18 protein-coding genes are annotated in these 17,410 nt (G+C 69.2%); 8 read left to right on the top strand and 10 right to left on the bottom strand.

All coding sequences use genetic code 11. The features are described from left to right. Nucleotides 1-2: 2 nt before the first annotated feature. The 6 genes from gshB to rdgB form a co-directional block, all read right to left on the bottom strand. Complete coding sequence (gene gshB, locus GGQ87_RS05500; protein ID WP_168045673.1) at nucleotides 3-947, bottom strand: glutathione synthase; 945 nt, start codon at nucleotides 945-947, stop codon at nucleotides 3-5. A 61-nt stretch (nucleotides 948-1,008) separates the two neighbouring features. Further along, a complete protein-coding gene (locus tag GGQ87_RS05495; protein WP_168045672.1) occupies nucleotides 1,009-1,824 on the bottom strand; it encodes a transglutaminase family protein in 816 nt (271 codons plus the stop codon). Beyond that, on the bottom strand, nucleotides 1,821-2,261 hold the full coding sequence (locus GGQ87_RS05490) for a YraN family protein (RefSeq protein WP_425339268.1): 441 nt from the start codon (nucleotides 2,259-2,261) through the stop codon (nucleotides 1,821-1,823). Before GGQ87_RS05490 ends, GGQ87_RS05495 begins: the two co-directional genes overlap by 4 nt. After that, nucleotides 2,258-3,130 (bottom strand): 16S rRNA (cytidine(1402)-2'-O)-methyltransferase, encoded by an 873-nt coding sequence (gene rsmI / locus GGQ87_RS05485; RefSeq protein WP_168045671.1) that lies wholly within the window; start codon nucleotides 3,128-3,130, stop codon nucleotides 2,258-2,260. Before rsmI ends, GGQ87_RS05490 begins: the two co-directional genes overlap by 4 nt. A gap of 233 nt (nucleotides 3,131-3,363) precedes the next feature. After that, complete coding sequence (gene hemW, locus GGQ87_RS05480) at nucleotides 3,364-4,527, bottom strand: radical SAM family heme chaperone HemW (RefSeq protein WP_168045670.1); 1,164 nt, start codon at nucleotides 4,525-4,527, stop codon at nucleotides 3,364-3,366. Continuing rightward, the gene (gene rdgB, locus GGQ87_RS05475) at nucleotides 4,520-5,122 is read right to left on the bottom strand and encodes an RdgB/HAM1 family non-canonical purine NTP pyrophosphatase (RefSeq protein ID WP_168047352.1); all 603 of its coding nucleotides are present in this window, start codon (nucleotides 5,120-5,122) and stop codon (nucleotides 4,520-4,522) included. The genes hemW and rdgB overlap by 8 nt, the downstream gene beginning before the upstream one ends. 451 nt (nucleotides 5,123-5,573) lie before the next feature. Here rdgB and GGQ87_RS05470 point away from each other — a divergent pair, with 451 nt between their 5' ends. From GGQ87_RS05470 to GGQ87_RS05460, 3 genes are read left to right on the top strand one after another with little or no spacing between them, the layout of a single operon-like run. Next, nucleotides 5,574-6,143, top strand: coding sequence for a DUF2975 domain-containing protein (locus tag GGQ87_RS05470; protein ID WP_168045669.1), 570 nt, complete (start codon nucleotides 5,574-5,576; stop codon nucleotides 6,141-6,143). 52 nt (nucleotides 6,144-6,195) lie between these two features. Continuing rightward, complete coding sequence (locus GGQ87_RS05465; RefSeq protein WP_168045668.1) at nucleotides 6,196-6,456, top strand: helix-turn-helix domain-containing protein; 261 nt, start codon at nucleotides 6,196-6,198, stop codon at nucleotides 6,454-6,456. Continuing rightward, nucleotides 6,453-6,995, top strand: coding sequence for a Smr/MutS family protein (locus tag GGQ87_RS05460; RefSeq protein WP_168045667.1), 543 nt, complete (start codon nucleotides 6,453-6,455; stop codon nucleotides 6,993-6,995). Before GGQ87_RS05465 ends, GGQ87_RS05460 begins: the two co-directional genes overlap by 4 nt. Here GGQ87_RS05460 and GGQ87_RS05455 read toward each other — a convergent pair. Both GGQ87_RS05455 and GGQ87_RS05450 read right to left on the bottom strand, forming a co-directional pair. Continuing rightward, a complete protein-coding gene (locus tag GGQ87_RS05455) occupies nucleotides 6,992-9,040 on the bottom strand; it encodes an ATP-binding protein (RefSeq protein ID WP_168045666.1) in 2,049 nt (682 codons plus the stop codon). The genes GGQ87_RS05460 and GGQ87_RS05455 overlap by 4 nt on opposite strands. Before the next feature lie 100 nt (nucleotides 9,041-9,140). Beyond that, the gene (locus GGQ87_RS05450) at nucleotides 9,141-10,160 is read right to left on the bottom strand and encodes an adenosine kinase (RefSeq protein WP_168045665.1); all 1,020 of its coding nucleotides are present in this window, start codon (nucleotides 10,158-10,160) and stop codon (nucleotides 9,141-9,143) included. 107 nt (nucleotides 10,161-10,267) lie between these two features. Between GGQ87_RS05450 and GGQ87_RS05445 the strand changes: the two genes are divergently transcribed. Continuing rightward, nucleotides 10,268-11,137: an ATP-grasp domain-containing protein gene (locus GGQ87_RS05445; RefSeq protein WP_168045664.1), complete on the top strand. Its 870-nt coding sequence runs from the start codon at nucleotides 10,268-10,270 to the stop codon at nucleotides 11,135-11,137. On the opposite strand, the gene nth is transcribed toward GGQ87_RS05445, so the two are convergent. Next, a complete protein-coding gene (gene nth, locus GGQ87_RS05440; RefSeq protein WP_168045663.1) occupies nucleotides 11,134-11,895 on the bottom strand; it encodes an endonuclease III in 762 nt (253 codons plus the stop codon). The two genes, GGQ87_RS05445 and nth, sit on opposite strands and share 4 nt — an antisense overlap. Then, entirely contained in the window at nucleotides 11,892-13,169 is a 1,278-nt protein-coding gene (locus GGQ87_RS05435) for a flavin monoamine oxidase family protein (RefSeq protein WP_168045662.1), read from the bottom strand. The genes nth and GGQ87_RS05435 overlap by 4 nt, the downstream gene beginning before the upstream one ends. 123 nt (nucleotides 13,170-13,292) lie before the next feature. On the opposite strand from GGQ87_RS05435, the gene GGQ87_RS05430 reads away from it, so the two are divergent. The 4 genes from GGQ87_RS05430 (at nucleotide 13,293) to GGQ87_RS05415 (ending at nucleotide 17,402) form a co-directional block, all read left to right on the top strand. Beyond that, nucleotides 13,293-14,402 (top strand): HlyD family secretion protein, encoded by a 1,110-nt coding sequence (locus tag GGQ87_RS05430; RefSeq protein ID WP_168045661.1) that lies wholly within the window; start codon nucleotides 13,293-13,295, stop codon nucleotides 14,400-14,402. Nucleotides 14,403-14,419: 17 nt separating this feature from the next. Further along, a complete protein-coding gene (locus tag GGQ87_RS05425; protein WP_168047350.1) occupies nucleotides 14,420-15,991 on the top strand; it encodes a DHA2 family efflux MFS transporter permease subunit in 1,572 nt (523 codons plus the stop codon). Beyond that, complete coding sequence (locus GGQ87_RS05420) at nucleotides 15,991-16,584, top strand: TetR/AcrR family transcriptional regulator (RefSeq protein ID WP_168045660.1); 594 nt, start codon at nucleotides 15,991-15,993, stop codon at nucleotides 16,582-16,584. Before GGQ87_RS05425 ends, GGQ87_RS05420 begins: the two co-directional genes overlap by 1 nt. A 68-nt stretch (nucleotides 16,585-16,652) precedes the next feature. Beyond that, nucleotides 16,653-17,402, top strand: a complete 750-nt coding sequence (locus GGQ87_RS05415; protein WP_168045659.1) for a creatininase family protein — start codon at nucleotides 16,653-16,655, stop codon at nucleotides 17,400-17,402. The last annotated feature ends 8 nt before the right edge of the window (nucleotides 17,403-17,410 follow it).

Here is a 17,410-nt window from a genome sequence, read left to right as displayed (position 1 = left end):
CGTTACGCGAGCCGTTTTTGCTCGATAGCGTCCCACATCAGCGCCGCCGCATCCACGCCGGTGAAGCGCTTCAGCTGCTGGGCTCCCGTCGGCGAGGTGACGTTGATCTCGGTCATCCAGTCGCCGATCACATCGATGCCGACGAAGATCAGCCCCCGCGCCTTCAGAGTCGGGCCGATGGCGGCGCAGATCTCGCGGTCGCGTTCGGTCAGTTCGACGGGCGCGGCGGTGCCGCCGACGCGCAGGTTGGACCGCACCTGATCCTTGGCCGGGATACGGTTGATGGCCCCGACCGGCTCGCCGTCAATCAGGATGATCCGCTTGTCGCCCTTCGACACGGCAGGGAGGAATTTCTGGATCACCAGCGGATCGCGCGAGCCCATGGCGTGGATCTCGACCAGTGCATCCAGATTGGGATCGTCCGCCTTCAGACGCACCACGCCCGAGCCCGCGGCGCCGTGCAGCGGCTTCAGGACCACCTCGCCATGACGGCGATGGAAGTCGGCGAGGGCGACCGGGTCCGACGAGATCAGCGTCGGCGGGGTGAGGCCGGGGAAGTGGGTGACCAGCAGCTTCTCGGGCGCCGAACGCACCTCGGCAGGGTCGTTCACCACCAGCGTTTTCGGATGCACCGTCTCCAGCAGATAGGTTGCGGTGACATAGGCCATGTCGAACGGAGGGTCCTGCCGCATCAGGATGACGTCGACATCGTCCCCGAGATTCAGCTTCACCTCGTCGCCGAAGCTGACGTGATCGCCGACAGTCTGGCGCAGGGTCACTGGCCGGGCGCGGCAGAACAACTCTCCGTCCTCCAGCGCCAGGGTGCGGAAGTCGTAGACCCACAGCGGATAGCCGCGGTTCTGGGCCTCCATCGCCTGCAGGAAGGTCGTGTCGGACTCGATGTTGACCGCCTCGATGGGGTCCATCTGGATCGCGACTCTCAGCATGCCCTGTCCTTCCGCGCGGTGGGAGCTTGGCTAATGGGCAGCCGGACGGCGGGGCGCAAGCCTAGTTGAGCTGCAGACGCACCCGATCGACGGACATGCGGCGATGCACATCGGTCGGCTCGTCCAGCGTGCGGGCGCGCGACAGGGCCTCCAGGGCCCCGGCCAGCGCGCCCTGCTTTTCACGGGCCGCGGCGACATCGAGCCAGGGCCGGTGATCTTCCGGATCGAGCAGCGCACGGCGCAGGGCGGAACGCTCCGCGCCCTCATAGTCCTGTGACCGGATGGCGCGGCTGAACAGCACGTTCTGCAGCCGCAGCAGGGCCTGCCGGTCGCTGACCGGGGCCATCAGCACGTCCAGCCGGTCGGCGACATGCGGCGTCAGCCCGGCCCGGAGCGCCCGCCGGGTCAGTTCCGACGGCAGCACCAGCCGTCCCTGGCTAAAGGGATCCAGCGCCACCGGCCCCTCGGGCGTTTCGACGCGCAGCAGGAAGTGGCCCGGGAAGTCGACGCCCTGCGCCTTCACGCCGGCCCGCCGGGCGGCGTCGAGATAGAAGATCGCCAGCGTCGCCGACAGGCCCCGCCGCCGCTCGGCGACGTCGATCACATCGGTGTTGCCCGGATGGTCGTAGTTCAGCAGGTCGCCGTTGAGCCGCAGATCGGCGGCCATGGTTTCCGCCAGGGCGTCATCGGGGCCTTCGCTGCCGACCCGCTCGGCCAGCCGCTCGGCGGCGTTGTGCGCCAGCGTCCTGACCGGCTCCGGATCGCGGAAGGGGTAGTCGTGGATGGCGCAGGCGATCGCGGCCTCGAGCAGCGGAAACGCCCCGTCGTCGGCCTGACCGGCCTCCATCAGTACGGTTTCGGCTTCGTCGCGCGTCACGCCCGCTCCCTCCCGAACGGCTCTACACCCCGACGATGACGCGGAAGCCGTCCCGGAGCCAGCGCCACCATATCGATTCTGAGCAGATGCCCGGCCAAGCTGGGTCTTTGACGCAACACAGCGCGACCCGCGGCCAACAGCCGTTCGTACTGTTTGGCCGTCAGGGCGGTGAGCGCGAGTTCCAGGGTGGCGCGCCGTTTAACCTCCACCACCGCCAGGGTGCGGCCCCGCCGCGCGAGGATGTCGATCTCTCCCGCGCGCGTCTTCAGCCGGAAGCCGAGCAGCTGATAGCCGCGGCTCATCAGCAGCAGGGCCGCCAGCCATTCGGAGCGATGGCCCTCCCGATGCGACAGGGCGCCGAGCGACACCCGCCAGCCGCGCTTCGCCACAACGACCCTCGGCGCCTTCAGGCGAACCGGGGTCCGGGCGCCGCTCACCGGCCTTGCAGCTCCAGGGCCCGCTTGTAGAGCGGCTTGCGCGGCAGGTTCAGCGCCTTGGAAACCTCCGCGGCCGCCTCGCCGGGCGGGAGCCGGGTCATGGCCTCGGCCAGGGCTGCGTCGGCGTCGGCTTCGGAAGCGACCTCGATCTCGCCCGGTCCTATGACGATGACGATCTCGCCCTTGGGCGACTGACAGCGCGGGTCGGTGGCGAGATCGGACAGGGAGCCGCGGATGCACTCCTCGTAGAGCTTGGTCAGTTCGCGGGCCACGGCCGCCGGACGAGCGCCGAGCACCGCGGCCATGTCTGCGAGGCTGTCGGCCAGACGCGGCCCGCTCTCGAAGAAGACCAGCGTCTGTCGGCCCGTCCGCAGGTCCTCCAGCGCCGCACGGCGGGCGCCCGACTTCGGCGGCAGAAAGCCGGCGAACAGCACCCGGTCCGCCGGCAGGCCGGCGATGCAAAGGGCCGCCAGTAGACTGGAGGGTCCGGGGATCGGATGAACCGGCAACCCCTCGGCGATCACGGCCCGGGCCACAACGAAGCCGGGGTCGCTGACCAGCGGCGTGCCGGCGTCGGATACGAGCGCCACCACGGCGCCGTCGCGCAGCCGCTCGATGGCCAGTTCGGCAGCGCGGGGCGAGGCATGATCGTCGCAGCGCTCCAGCCTGGCCTTCAACCCGTAAGCGGACAGCAGTTTGGCCGTGACGCGGGTGTCCTCGGCGAGAACCAGATCGGCGGCGGCGAGGACGTCGAGGGCCCTCAACGTCATGTCGCGCAGGTTCCCGATCGGCGTCGCCACCAGATAGAGGCCCGGCGCAACCGGGCGCGGCGGCGGAGCGGTCGGGGGAAAGGCAGACGGATCGGGCATCGGCGAGACCGTGCCAGCCGCGCGATGCGCACTCAAGGGCGGCCTAGCCGACCGGCGTCGCCGCGATGAAGCCGGTCAGGGCCGCGATGGTGACCAACTCCAGCACCACCAGCAGAAAAGGCCAGTGCCGCTTCACAAACATGACGATACGCAAACGACACTCCCCGGACCGCGAAGCGGCGCGAGCCAGCACAAGCTTCAATCAGGCGTGGAGGTTCCGTGAAGTCGCACCGTCAGGTGAGGAGGGCCCGGAGCACGCCATCCAGAACCGGGCGTCCGGTCGATGTGGCGACCACCCGCTCTCCGTTTCGGGCCAGGAAGCCGTCGGCGATCAGACTGGCCAGCGTGCCCGGATCGCCGGAAAGGCCCAGAGCCGCCAGATCTTCGATCCCGACGCCTTCGACGGTCCGCAGGCCGAGCAGGATCCGCTCCTCCGCCGCGGCGGCAGGATCGAGCGGCTCGCGGCTGACCCAGGGCGCGCCTGCCCCGACGCCCGGGATGTAGTCTCCGATCCCGCGATGGGCGACCGTCGCGGTCCGAACGCCCTCCAGCGTCAGCCGCCCGTGGGCCCCGGGGCCCACGCCGATGTAATCGCCGCCTCGCCAGACGTGGAGGTTGTGAGCCGAGCGGGTCGTGACGCCACGGGCATGATTGGAGACTTCGTAGGCCTCGAAACCGGCGGCTTCGAGGACCGCCTGAGTCGTCTCGTAGAGGGCCGCCGAGAGATCTTCATCCGGCGGCGTCCACGCCCCTCGGGCCACCGCCCGGCCGAAAGCGGTCGTGGGCTCGATGGTCAGCTGATAGGGCGAGACGTGCTCGAAACCGAGGTCCAGCGCCTCGGTCAGCTCGGCGGTCCAGTTCGCCACCGTCTGGTCGGGACGCGCATAGATCAGGTCGATCGACAAACGGTCGAACGCGCGGCCGGCCACCGCTACAGCGCGCCGCGCCTCGTCGGCGGAGTGGTTGCGGCCGAGAAACGCCAGCGCCGCATCGTCCAGCGCCTGCACCCCCATCGACAGCCGGTTGACCCCTGCGGCCGCAAGCGCGGCGAAACGATCGGCTTCAGCGTCTGTGGGGTTGGCCTCGAGCGTGATCTCGATGGGGCTCGTGGGGGCGAACAGGGCCCGCGCCCTGTCGATCACCGCCGCCACCGCTTCCGGGGCCATCAAGGAGGGCGTCCCCCCGCCGAAGAAGATGGAGGCAAGGCGCCGGGGGCCGGTCAGCGCAGCCTGCGCCTCCATATCGGACAGGATGGCACCCACCAGCGCCGCCTGCTCGGTGTCGCGGCCACGATCCCTGACGACGTTGAAGTCGCAGTAGGGACAGATCCGGGCGCAGTAGGGCCAGTGGACGTACAGGGCGACGTCCGTCCCGGGGTCGCGAAACGGATCAGTCAATCAGCGCGGCCTTGAGCTTCTCGAATGCCCGGGCGCGATGGCTGATGGAATCCTTCAGCTTCGGGTCCAGTTCGCCGAAGGTCTGGTCATAGCCGTCCGGAATGAAGATCGGGTCGTAGCCGAAGCCCCGGTCGCCGCGTGGCGGGAAGGTTAACCGCCCCTCGACCCGACCCTCGACCACCACGGCGGGTCCATCCGGCCAGGCCACGGCCAGAGCCGAGGTGAACCATGCCCGCCGATCATCTGCGCCTGCCTCGTCCAGCCGTTCTTCGACGCGACGCATGGCGAAGGCGAAATCCTTGTCTGGCCCGGCCCAGCGGGCGGAGAAGATGCCCGGAGCACCGCCGAGCGCCGCCACCGACAGGCCGGAATCGTCCGCCAGCGCCACTTCGCCGGCCCGGTCCGCCGCGTGCCGCGCCTTGAGCAGGGCATTTCCGACAAACGTGGTTTCCGTTTCCTCCGGCTCGGGCAGATTCAGCGCCGCGGCGGTGACCACCTCGTAATGTCCGCCCAGCAAGGCCTCGATCTCAGGCACCTTGCCGGGGTTGTGCGTCGCCGCGACGATCCGCATCCCTTTGATAAGCTTCAACTTCATACCGATCACGCGCTCTGTAACGATCCATTGCCAAAGTTTAATATCGTTAAACGATATGTAACATGACTTCCTGCCGCGCACGGCCTATCTATTAACCCAAGGACGGACGCCGCAACGTTCCCCGATCGAAGCCAAACCGGCAAAATCGATGCAGCGGTACAACGAACGAGGGGTGAAAACATCCCTCACTCAGGATCAACAGAGAACGACAATGAACACCATGAACGCTTCCTACTTCATCGAAAAGGTTGGCCACGGCTTCCTGAACGCCTTCCTGCTCGCCGCCCTGCCGACCGCGCTCGTCGCCACCCTCGTCCAGGCCCTGTGATTTCCAATCGGCTCACCGGAGCTTTGACGATTTGCATGACAAACGCGAAGAATAAGACCGCGTGTGGGTTCGCCGGACCCCGCGCGGCATCCTCGCCTGGACTTCCGGCCTGAACGAGGCCGTATGCCGTTCCCGAAGACGAAACCGCTCGGGATAAGCACCCCCTCCCTGCCACTTCTGAATTTCGTCTCGATCTCGCGCCTGGCGAGCACGGTCTGCACCGTCGCTTTCTGGATCCTGGCCGCGGGCGCCGTTCTGGTGCCCACCGCGGTTCTGGCGCTGAAGCTTTTCGGCACCCCTGTGGTGACCGCCGGCGAGGGCGAGGACGCCATCGTCATCCCTCTGCCCTGGGCCTATGTGCTGCTGGTCGCCACCGCCGCATTCGCCTACCTCGGCATCTCCGCCCTGATCTTCCGCCTTCTGGCCCGCATCGTGGGGACACTGCGCGCGGACGACCCCTTTCACCCCGTGAACGTGCGCCGGCTGCATCAGATCGGTGCGGCCTTCGCCTCGGTGATGCTCGGCGTCTGGGCCGGCCAGTTCCTGGTCGCCCGCTTCGTGCGCGGCGCCATGCCGACGCCCAGCCTGTTCGACCTGATCACCCCATCCTTCGCGGTCGTCATCGTCGTGGTGATCGCCGAAATCTTCGCCGAGGGCGCGCGCCTGCGCCGCGAGGCCGAACTGACCATCTGACAAGGCGGCGACGGCTTTCCGTCCCCACGCGCGCCGGTATAGAGAGTTTCAAATGGCAATCCGCGTACAGCTTGACCGCATCCTTCTCGAACGGCGCATGTCGCTGACGGAGCTGGCCGACCGCGTAGGCGTGACCCTGGCCAATCTGTCGATCCTGAAGACGGGCAAGGCGAGGGCCATTCGCTTCACGACGCTCGACGCCCTTTGTCGTGAGCTGAACTGCCAGCCGGGCGATCTGCTGATCCAGACTCCCGGACCGCAGGACCCGGGTTCCGACGAGGACACGGACGGAAACGCCCCCGGCACGACATGAGCCGGCGCGACGACCTGAGCCCGGAAGACCGGCGTATCTGGGCGAGGGTGGCGGGATCGGTGACGCCCTCCCGGCGCAAGAAGCCGGCCCGCATCGTTCCCGGAGCCGTTGATCCCGAACCGCCGCCGGCGCCGCTGTCGACGGGATCGGGCAAGGCCCGCCCGGTGCCGCCGCCCTATGCGCCACCCGTTTCGGCGCCGGGGCGTCCGCGGGGTCTCCCCGAAGAACTGGAGCCCCGCCGTCAACGCCGCCTCTCGCGCGAACGCGATCCGATCGAGGCGCGGATCGACCTGCACGGCTTCGGCCGTTTTCAGGCGCAGGACGCGCTGACCGCCTTCCTCACGATGGCGCAGATGCGCGGCTATCGCTCTGTGCTGGTGATCACGGGTCAAGGCAGACGGGGCGGCGGTGTGATCCGGGCCTCGGTCCACGAATGGCTGCAAAGCCCCGGCCTGCGTAGCGTCGTCTCCGGCTTCGCGCCGGCCGCACGCCGCCACGGCGGAGACGGCGCCCTCTATGTGACGATCCGTCGGCCCTAGGCGGCCAAGGCCTCGGGCGCCGACGACAGGGCCTGCTCGATCGCGGCGAAGAGGTCCGGCGGCGTGATCGGCTTGGTCAGGTGCTGGTCGGCCCCGGCGGCCAGACTGGCCTCCGCGTGTTCGGGCAGGGCGTTGGCGGTCAGCATCAGGATCGGCCTGCGCGGCAGGGCGGAAACCGCTTCGTGAGCCCGGATCGCGCGCACGGCGGTGAGGCCGTCCATCACGGGCATCTGCATGTCCATCAGGACCAGATCGAACGGCGCGGCCCTGAACGCGTCGACAGCCTCGGCGCCGTTCTCGACCTGGATCAGGTCGATGTCGGCCTGGGCGAGGATGAGTTCGACCACCTTCCGGTTCGTCGGATGGTCGTCGGCCAGAAGGATCCGGAGCGGGCGACCTTCCGCCAGCTCGGAAGGCGCTTGGAGCGGCGTGGACGCCTTCGCAGCGGGCAGGCCCAGCGGCAGGATCGCGGTGAAGACAGAGCCTTCGCCCGGCACGCTTTCGGCGTCGAGTGATCCACCCATGCGTTCGACGACGTGGCGGGCGATCGCCAGCCCCATGCCGGCGCCGTCGTGACGGCGGGTGATGGAGCCGTCCGCCTGCTGGAAGCGTCCGAAGACCTCGGCCTTGTGGGCGGGATCGAAGCCACAGCCCGTGTCCGACACCGTCAGCCGAATGTAATCGCCGTCAGCGGCGGCTATCAGCCGTATCTGGCCCGCGTCGGTGAATTTGACCGCGTTGGACAGCAGGGTCGAAACGACCTGACGAACGCGCGCGGCATCCCCGAGCCGCCGCGTGTCCGCTTCTGGCGCGATTTCGCCTTCGATGGTCAGTGGCTTGCCCGCCGCCTGTTCCGAGGCGAGGCCGACCGCCAGTCTAAGCGTCTCGCCGAGGTCAAAGGTCTCGGTCCGGAGATCGAGGCCGCCGGCTTCCATGCGGGCTAGGTCCAGCACGTCGGACAGCAGCCTTTCGAGAGTCAGGCCGGAGGCGTGTATCACGCAGGCGATCTCGCGCTCCCGAGGGCTGGAGGCGCTCTGGGACAACAGGCCGGACATGCCGACGACGCCGTTCAGGGGCGTGCGGATCTCGTGGCTCATATTGGCGAGGAATTCGGACTTGGCCCGGTCGGCGGCCTGGGCGGCTCGGGCAGCGCGGTCCCGCTCGGCGAGGACGGCGGCGACCGGCAGGGTGGCGAGGGGCAGCATGGCCAGGCCGATCTGGAGATTGAACAGCTCGGCCCGGATGTCGGGACTGTCAGCGGCGACGGTGCCGAAACCGGTGAGGTTCAGGGCGATGGCGATCAGACCGGCCCAGAGTACCGAACCCGCCGCGCCGAGGGCGCCGAAGCGAAGGGTGGCGAGGATCGCCAGCGGCGTCAGCAGAGCGAGCTGGGTCGCATCCGAACGGACCAGCAGGAAACAGCCGACAGCGAGGGCGGCGAGCAGGCCGGCGGCCTGGATCAGGTCGCGGCTGCGCGCCAGCCGGCTGAGGTGTTCGCGAGTCAACACCATGCCGAAGGGCACCAGGATCATCACGCCGAGCGCGTCGGCGGACCAGTAGTCCCACCACACCTGCGCCGCCGCGCCGCCGCCGAGACCGGCGACCAGAGGAGTCGCCGCGCCCGCCCCGGCGGCCGGCGCGATGACGGCGGCGCAGAGCAGGAAGCCGACGAGGGTGGTCGGCCGGGTCAGATCCCTGTCCATCAAGCGGAAGGCGCCAAGCAACCAGACGGCGGTCGCGATCTCCAGAATATTGGTCAGGGCGATGATCATGGCCCCGATCAGGGGCGCGCCGGCGTACATGATCGGGGCCGCCATCGCGATGTAGGAGCCGGTGCAGACGCCGAAGGTCCAGAATCGCTCGCGGGGACCGCGCAGAATGGCGAGAAGGATCAGGGCGTTTGTGGGCCAGATCGCTGTCAGGGAGCCGAAACTCGTCCATGCGACAGCCGCGAGAGACACCAGCGCCACCGCCACGCTGATGGCGAGCAGGGGCAGCAGACGGCGCAAGACCAGACGGCGCCAGTCGCTCGCAACGGCTGTCATGCTCTCCCCCGCCCCATACGCCGTTCTGGCGCGACGGACAGCCTGCCGCAGTGGAGGCTAAGGGGAGACTAATGACAGAAAATTCAGGCGGATGGCGAAGTCAGCCGCCGAGCGTCAGGCCCGCGCTCTGCGCCAGCTCGCGAAGGGGGGTCATCGGACGAGGGCCCCAGTGGGCGATGACTTCCGAGGCGGCCAGCGATCCGAGCCGGCCGGCTTCCTCCAGCGTAAGGCCCCGGGAAAGGCCGAGCAGGAAACCCGCCGCGTACTGATCGCCGGCGCCCGTGGTGTCGACCACCTTGTCGACCGGGAAGGCGGCGACGGCGACCTGCTCGTCGCCCGAGAGGACCACCGAACCTTCGGCGCCCCGGGTCACGGCGGCGACCTCGACGATGGAGGCGAGACGGGCGGCGGCGGCGTCGAAGTCGTCGGTTTCGAACAGGGCGGTCAGCTCGGCCTCGTTGGCGAGGACGATGTCGGCCGAGGCCTCGATGAAGGCGAGAAGTTCAGCCCGCCAGCGGTGAACCACGAAACTGTCCGACAGGGTGATGGCGACCTTGCGGCCCGCGGCGTGGGCCGCGGCGGCGGCGGCTTCGAAGGCGGCGCGGGCCGGAGCCGGATCGAACAGATAACCCTCGAGATAGACGATGGCCGAGGCGCCGATCAGGGCGGCGTCGATGTCCGCGGCCTCCAGCTGATTGGCGGCGCCGAGGAAGGTGCACATGGTGCGCTGGCCGTCGGGCGTGACGTTGATCATGCAGACGCCGGTGGCGAGGCCGGAGGCGGCGCCGTTGCGCAGGGGAGCCGTTTCGAAATGGACGCCGGCGGCGCGGATGTCGTGGCTGAAGACGCCGCCCAGCTGATCGTCGGCGACCTTGCCGATATAGGCCGCGCGGCCGCCGAACGAGCCGACGCCGGCCACGGTGTTGCCCGCCGAGCCGCCCGAGGCCTCCACCCCAGCCGCCATCGCCTCGTAGAGCGCTGCGCTGCGGGCGGCGTCCACCAGCTGCATCGAACCGGCGGTCAGTCCCTGGGCGTCAAGGAAGGCAGCGTCGCTGGGGGCGAGGACGTCGACGATGGCGTTGCCGACGGCGCAGACGTCGTAGGTGGGGGCTTGGGTCATGGGCGCGCCCATAGCCGCTGGCGCCCCGAATGGCCAGCGGCGCACCTTGTGGGCGCACAAGCAAAGCGGAGTTGCGAAGACCCGGCTTTCCGGCGAATGACCGGGCCATGACCCGTATCGCCGTCCTGACCCCCGATCCCGCCGACTCCTCCTATGCCGGCCAGTGGCCCACCGTGCTCGAGCGGCTGGCCGGCGCCCTGGCGACGGCGGGGATCACCGTCGAGCCGAGCCCGTGGACAGAGCACGTCGAGGACGCTTCCGGCCTGACCGGCCATCCGCTGGTGCTGCCCCTGATCGTCTGGGGCTACCACCGCGACCACGGACGCTGGATGCAGGCTTGCGAGACATGGCAGGCGGCGGGGGTGCAGATGCTGAACCCGGCCGAGGTGATCGGCTGGAATTCGGACAAATCCTATCTGGGCCGGCTGGCCGACAAGGGCGTGGCGATCCCGCCCACGGTCTGGGTGGAGGCCGTGACGCAGGCGGATGTCGACGCCGCCTTCGAACGCTTCGGGGCGGAGACGGTCATCGTCAAACCGCGCGTCTCGGGCGGGGCATGGAAGACGCTGCGGCTGTCGCGGGGCGAACCCCTGAGCGGCGCGCCGGAGGGACCGGCGATGATCCAGCCCTATTTGCCGTCGATCGAGAGCGAGGGCGAAACCTCGCTGCTGTTCTTCGGCGGCGCGTTGAGCCACGTGGTCAACAAGCGGCCCGTCGCCGGCGAATTCCGCATCCAGGTCCAGTTCGGGGGCCAATATTCGGCCCTGCCTGAGCCGTCCGCAGGCGCGCTGGCTCTGGCGCAGAAGACGCTCGCCGCCATCGACGAGGACCTGCTCTACGCCCGTATCGACATGGCGCAGGGGCCGGGCGGCGAATGGCTGCTGATGGAGGCCGAGCTGATCGAGCCGGACTTCTATCTCGGCTCGGCGCCCGACGGCGGACGCCGTTTCGCTGAGGCGGTGCGGGCGCGGCTCTAGCCCGCATCCCCCAAGGCCTGCAAACCGGCTCGTGAGGGGCAGAGGTCGCTGATCACGCAGCCGCTGCATTTCGGCTTCCGCGCCGTGCAGGTGTAGCGGCCGTGCAGGATCAGCCAGTGGTGAGCCTTGGGCAGCCATTCCTCCGGCACGATCCGGTGCAGCTGGGCCTCGACCTTGTCCGGCGTCGCGGCGTTGGCGAGGCCGAGCCGGTGCGAGACGCGGAACACATGGGTGTCGACGGCGATGGCCGGCTCGATGCCGAGCTCGTTCAGCACTACGCTCGCGGTCTTGCGACCGACGCCGGGGAGGGCCTGCAGCGCCTCCCGGTTCAGCGGAACCTCGCCCCCGTGCTGCTCCAGCACGAGCCGGCTCAGGGCGATGACGTTGCGCGCCTTGCCGCGGTAGAGGCCGATCGAGGAGATGAAGGGGATCAGCCCCTCCTCGCCCAGCGCGAGCATGGTCTCCGGCGTATCGGCGACGGCGAACAGCCGGTCGGTGGCCTTGTTGACCGAAACGTCCGTGGCCTGCGCCGACAGGGCGACGGCGACGACGAGGGTGAAGGGGCTGGAGAAATTCAGCTCGGTCTTCGGATCGGGCATGGTCCGCGACAGCCGCTCGAAGACGGCCTCGACCCGATCTTCGTCTGGCGGCCAGCCGAGCACCGGCACGACCGGCCCGGTCAGGACGGCGGGACGTTTCGGCGCGGGATTCCGCAGGGTTTTCGTGCGGCTCTTCGACAAGGCCTTGGACGGCTTCATGCCTCGTCGTCGCCGGGCTCAGGACCAGCGTCAAGGCCGAGCGCCGTTAGCGCCTCCCGCGCCGCCCGCTCTCCCTCGATCCAGGCGCCGTGGGCGGTGCCGTAGAACCCGTCGGACGTCGCTTCACCGGCAAGGAAGATGCGGTTCTCGATAGGCGCCTTGAGCCGCGCGCGGTCGCCGGCATGGCCCGGCAGGGCGTGGGAATAGGCGCCCCGGGACCACGAATCCGCGCCCCACATGGAGGTGGCGACCGGGGCGAGCCGCCGGCGCATGCCGGAGCCGAGCAGACTGACCAGTTCGTCGGTGGCGAAGGCGAAGAAGGCGGCCTCGCCCTCGGCCTCGAGCTGGCGGGCGATGTCGCCGCCGAACCATCCCTCGATCATCGGCCGGCCGAACGGGCGCAGATGGTAGCCGGCGGTGTCGGGGGTGTCGGAGCGGCCCCAGAGCTGGCTGTCTTTGGGAAAGTCCTCCGCGCCCGTCACGGTCATGTGCAGCTTGGAGGCGAGGCCGAGCGGAAGACTGGAGGCGGTCTCGATCAGCTCCGGCAGCGGCGGATCGAAACGGATGGCCTCCGCCGCGATCAGGTCCGTGGGCAGGGTGAGGATCACTGCCCGCGCCTCCACCGCGCCCCTGCCGGTTTCGAGCCGCAGCACCGGTCCGGAACGGTCGATGCGGGTGACCGGACAACCGAACACCACCGGAACGCCCTGCCCCAGCCGCTCGATCAGACGGCCGTAGCCTTCGACCACCCGCCAGTTCACCCCGGTGTCGCGATAGGCGTCGTAGTCGAGGATCGAGACCTCGGCGAAGCGGGCGCCGTTCAGCGCGCCCGAGATGGCGTCGATCCGGGCGTTCCAGCGGCTGTCCGGATCGAAGAGGGTCGAGGCGGGGCCCTCCCGACCTCGCGCCGCGGCCTCGGCGACCCGTTCCTCGAAGGCGGCGAAGTCTTCGCGAAAGGCTGCCTGCTCACCCGGCGACATCTCGTGATTGAAGGCCTGGCTCTCCCACGGCGGACGGGTGCGGTCGACGGTCAGGCCCGCGGGCTCGACCATGGATGCCAACGGATTCTCGTCGGCGGAATGCAGCCAGCCGCAGCCCATGTCCAAGCCATAACTTTCGAAGCCGACGGTGTGGGCGCGGCCGCCGACACGGTCCCGCGCTTCCAGCACGGCGACGTCGAGCGGATGGCGCGACAACAGGCGGGCCGCCGCCAGTCCGGCGGCGCCGGCGCCGATCACGGCGATGTCGAGAGAGGCGGGGAGGTGGTCGGTCATCGCGGTCCTTAACGGGCCGAAACATGACGTGTTGCAGCGCACGAACAAGCGGAGTTGATTTTTGGACAGTTCTGTCCATTTATGCAGCCGTTCCTCCCCGAACGCTTTTCTCCGAGATCCGCAATGGCCCTGAATCCCGCTCTCAAGAAGCGCCTCCCCCTGATCGTCGCCGGCGTGGTGGGCGTGGCCCTGATCGTGGGCGGCGTCGTCTGGTGGCAGGGCAAGCAGCGGTGGGAAGCCACCGAGAACGCCTTCGTCCAGGCCGACACCACCGAGGTCAGCCCGCAGATCGACGGCTATGTGGTCGAGGTGCTGGTCGCCGACAACCAGCGGGTCGAGGCCGGTCAGGTGCTGATCCGGCTCGACGACGCCGACGCCAGGGCCAATCTGGCGCAGGCCGAGGCCGAGCTGTCCGCCCTTCAGGCCGGCGTGCAGAACGTCGACGCCCGCGCGGCGCAGGAACAGGCGATGATCGCCAGCCGCGCCGCCGCCGTCAGCCAAGCGCAGGCCCAGGCCGACCTCGCCCGCCAGCAGGTCGCCCGCTACGGCGCCTTGGCCGAGAAGGGCTGGGTGTCCCAGCAGCGGATCGAGACCGAACGCGCAGGCGTCCGCACCGCCCAGGCCTCCGTCGCCGAGGCGCAGGCCGCTCTGGTCGCCGAACAACGCGCCGCCGGCGTGCTGGGCTCGACCCGCACCCAGTCGGTGGCCACGGTCGAACAGGCGCGCGCCGCCGTCGACAAGGCGCGCATCGCCCTCGAGCGCACCGTCATCCGCGCGCCGGTTTCGGGCGTCATCGGCGCCCGCGGCGTGCGCGTCGGCCAGTACGTCCGTCCGGGCGGCTCCATCCTGTCGATCGTGCCGCTGGGCGACACCTATGTGGTGGCCAACTTCAAGGAGACCCAGGTCGGGCGGCTGCGCCTCGGCCAGACCGTCGAGATCAAGGCCGACGCCTTCAAGGGTCAGCCCCTGACCGGCCGGATCGAGAGCTTCGCCCCGGCCACGGGTTCGGAGTTCGCCCTGATCCCGGTCGAGAACGCCACCGGCAACTTCACCAAGATCACCCAGCGCGTGCCGGTCCGCATCCGCGTAGAGCGGCGCGAGGGCGCAGCCCTGCGCCCCGGCCTGTCGGTCGAGGTCAAGGTCGACCTGAAGAGCGCGGGCACGCTGACCTTCGCCGAGGCCGCCGCCGCGCCCGTGCAGACCGCAGCCGTGGCGGGGCCCGTCGCGCAGTGACCGCCGCCGCCCCCGCGATGGGCGCCGGCGCGACCACGGCCGGCGAGCCCAAGGTCAACTGGACGGTCCTGCTGCTCGGCTTCGCCGGCATGGTGATCGGCCAGTTCATGGCCATCCTCGACATCCAGATCGTCGCCTCGTCCCTGCCCCAGATCCAGGCCGGCGTGGGCGCCTCGGCCGACGAGATCAGCTGGATCCAGACCGCCTATCTGATCCCCGAGGTCGTGATGATCCCGCTGTCGGGATATCTGTCGCGACTGTGGGGGACGCGGAACGTGTTTCTCGCCTCCTGCGCCGGCTTCATGCTGATGAGCGTGGCCGTCGGTCTGTCCGGCTCGGTCGAGCAGATGATCTTCTTCCGCGCGATCCAGGGCTTCGTCGGCGGGGCCATGATCCCGACCGTCTTCGCCGTCGCCTTCACCGCCTTCCCCCCCAAGCAGCGGGTCACGGCCAGCGTCATCATGGGCCTGATCGTGACGCTGGCGCCGACCGTGGGGCCGACGCTGGGCGGCCACCTGACGGAGCAGCTGAGCTGGCGCTGGCTGTTCTTCATCAATGTGCCGCCGGGACTGCTGGTGCTGTTCCTCGTCGGCCGCTACGCCAATTTCGACAAGGGCGACCCGTCGCTGGCCAAGGGCTTCGACTGGTGGGGCCTGGCCTTGATGGCGACCTTCCTGATGAGCATGCAGTTCGTGCTCGAAGAGGGCTCGAAGAACGACTGGTTCGCCGACGACCACATCCTGTTCCTCGCCGTCATCGCCGCGATCACGGGCCCGGCCTTCGTCTGGCGGGCGCTGAGCTACTACAATCCGATCGTCGAACTGCGCGCCTTCGCCAACCGCAACTTCATGGTCGGGGTGGTGATGACCTTCACGGTCGGCGCGGCCCTGTTCGGCGGGACCTTCCTCCTGCCGCTCTTCCTCGGGCGAGTGCGCGGCTACTCCTCCGCCGAGGTCGGCACGACGATGGTGGTGTCCGGGCTGGCCATGTTCCTGACCGCGCCGTTCGCCGGTCGGCTCGTCCGGCTGGTCGACCCTCGCATCCTGATGTTCAGCGGCTTCATGATGTGCGCCTGGGCCATGTGGGACGCGCATGCCGTCACCACCGAATGGGCCTTCTGGGAGTTCGCCGGGGTGCAGGCCCTGCGCGGCGTCGGCGTCATGATGGCCATGATCGCCTCGCAGCAGGTGACCATGTCGACCCTGCCGCCGCACATGGTCAAGAACGCATCCGGGCTGGTGAACCTGTTCCGCAACGTGGGCGGCGCCTTCGGTCTGGCGATCCTCAACACCTCGCTGACCACCAACACCGCCCTGCACATGAGCGAGCTGACCCAGAACATTACCAACAGCAACTCCGGCATGGTCGGATTGCTGGCGGCCATGCAGGAGCGGTTCGCCGGCTCGCTGGACCCCGCGGGCGCGGCGATGAAGGCGGTCTACGGGATGCTGAACCTGCAGGCGACGACGCTGGCGTTCGGCGACGCCTTCGCCATGCTGGCCATCGGCTGCGCGTTCGCCGCCTTCGTCACCCTTCTTGCGAGGCCGGTGAAGATCCCGACTGGAGCGCCGCCGGTGGAGGCGCACTGATGGCGCGCGTTCGCGGACAGGTCGACGAGACCAAGACCGAGGCCATTCTCGATGCGGCATCGGTGCTGTTCTCCGAACAGGGGGGCGGGGTGTCGATGGAGGCCATCGCCAAGCGGGCGGGCGTGTCGCGCCAGACGCTCTACAACCGGTTCCCGTCAAAGCTGGAGATCGGCCGCGCGCTGGCCAGCCGCCGTTCCGACGCCATCAATGCGCCCCTGCGCGCCGGCGGTGATCCGCAAACGGTTCTGACCACGCTCGCCGCGCTGCTGCTGGACAAGATCTGCGGCGACGACGGCAAGGCCTCGATGCGCGGCGTGGCCCTGATGTCGCCCCATGCCCCGGAGGTGGCGCTGGCCATCTACGAAGCCGGGCCGCGCGAAAGCCTGCGTCGTCTGTCGGAATGGCTGGCGGAGCAGAACCGGACGGGCGCGCTTGCCCTGCCTGACCCTGACGCGGCGGCCGAGATGTTCGCCGGCATGGTGCTGGGCCACGGGCATCTGCGTGGCGTTCTGGGCGTGCCCCATCCGCCGTTCGACCGCGACGCCCGGGCGGCGGAGACGGCGCGGCGTTTCATCCGGGCCTTCGCGCCCTGATCCTGCCGGGTGACGGGGAGGGACGAAGGGCGTAGAGCGCGGGGCAGTACCCGTCGGAGACCCTTCCCATGCTGATCCACCTGTCGTCCTGGCCCGAAATCGATGCACGGCTGAAGACCACGAAGACGGTCGTCGTTCCGATCGGCTCGAACGAGCAGCACGGGCCGACGGGCTTGCTGGGCACCGACTGGCTGTGCCCCGAGATCGTCGCCCATGCGGCGGAGCGGCAGGACGAACAACTGGTCGTCGCCCCGACCTTCAACATCGGCATGGCGCAGCACCATCTGGCCTTCGCCGGCACCATCAGCCTGCGGCCCTCGACCTTCATGGCGGCGATCACCGACTGGGTGTCGTCGCTGAGCCGGCACGGCTTCGAGCGGATCTATTTCCTCAACGGTCACGGCGGCAACGTCGCCACCATCGAGGCGACCTTCGCGGAAATCTACGCCGAGTGGAGCTTCGTCGAGGAGCAGCCGCCCTTCGTGCTGAAGCTGCGTAATTGGTGGGACCTGCCGGGCGTCCACGGCTTCTGCAATCGCATGTTCCCGACCGGCCACGGCATGCACGCCACGCCGTCAGAGATCGCCGTGACCCAGGCCGCCTATCCGCATCTGGTCAAGACGGCGGCGATGGAGCCGCGGATCGCCCCCGTTGGACCTATCCGCGACGCGCTGGACTATCGGGCGCGCTTCCCCGACGGCCGCATAGGCTCCGATCCGCTGCTGGCCAGCCCGGAGAAGGGGCAGGAGATCATCGACGTCGCGGTTCCGGCCCTGCTGAAGGACGTGGCCGACTTCACGGCAGAGGTCTTGCCGTAGCCCGCGGC

It is taken from the genome of Brevundimonas alba (genome assembly GCF_011927945.1).
Taxonomy (GTDB): Bacteria; Pseudomonadota; Alphaproteobacteria; order Caulobacterales; family Caulobacteraceae; genus Brevundimonas; species Brevundimonas alba.
The sequence above is the reverse complement of the archived record's forward strand: the minus strand, read 5'-3'. Positions and strand labels throughout refer to the sequence as shown.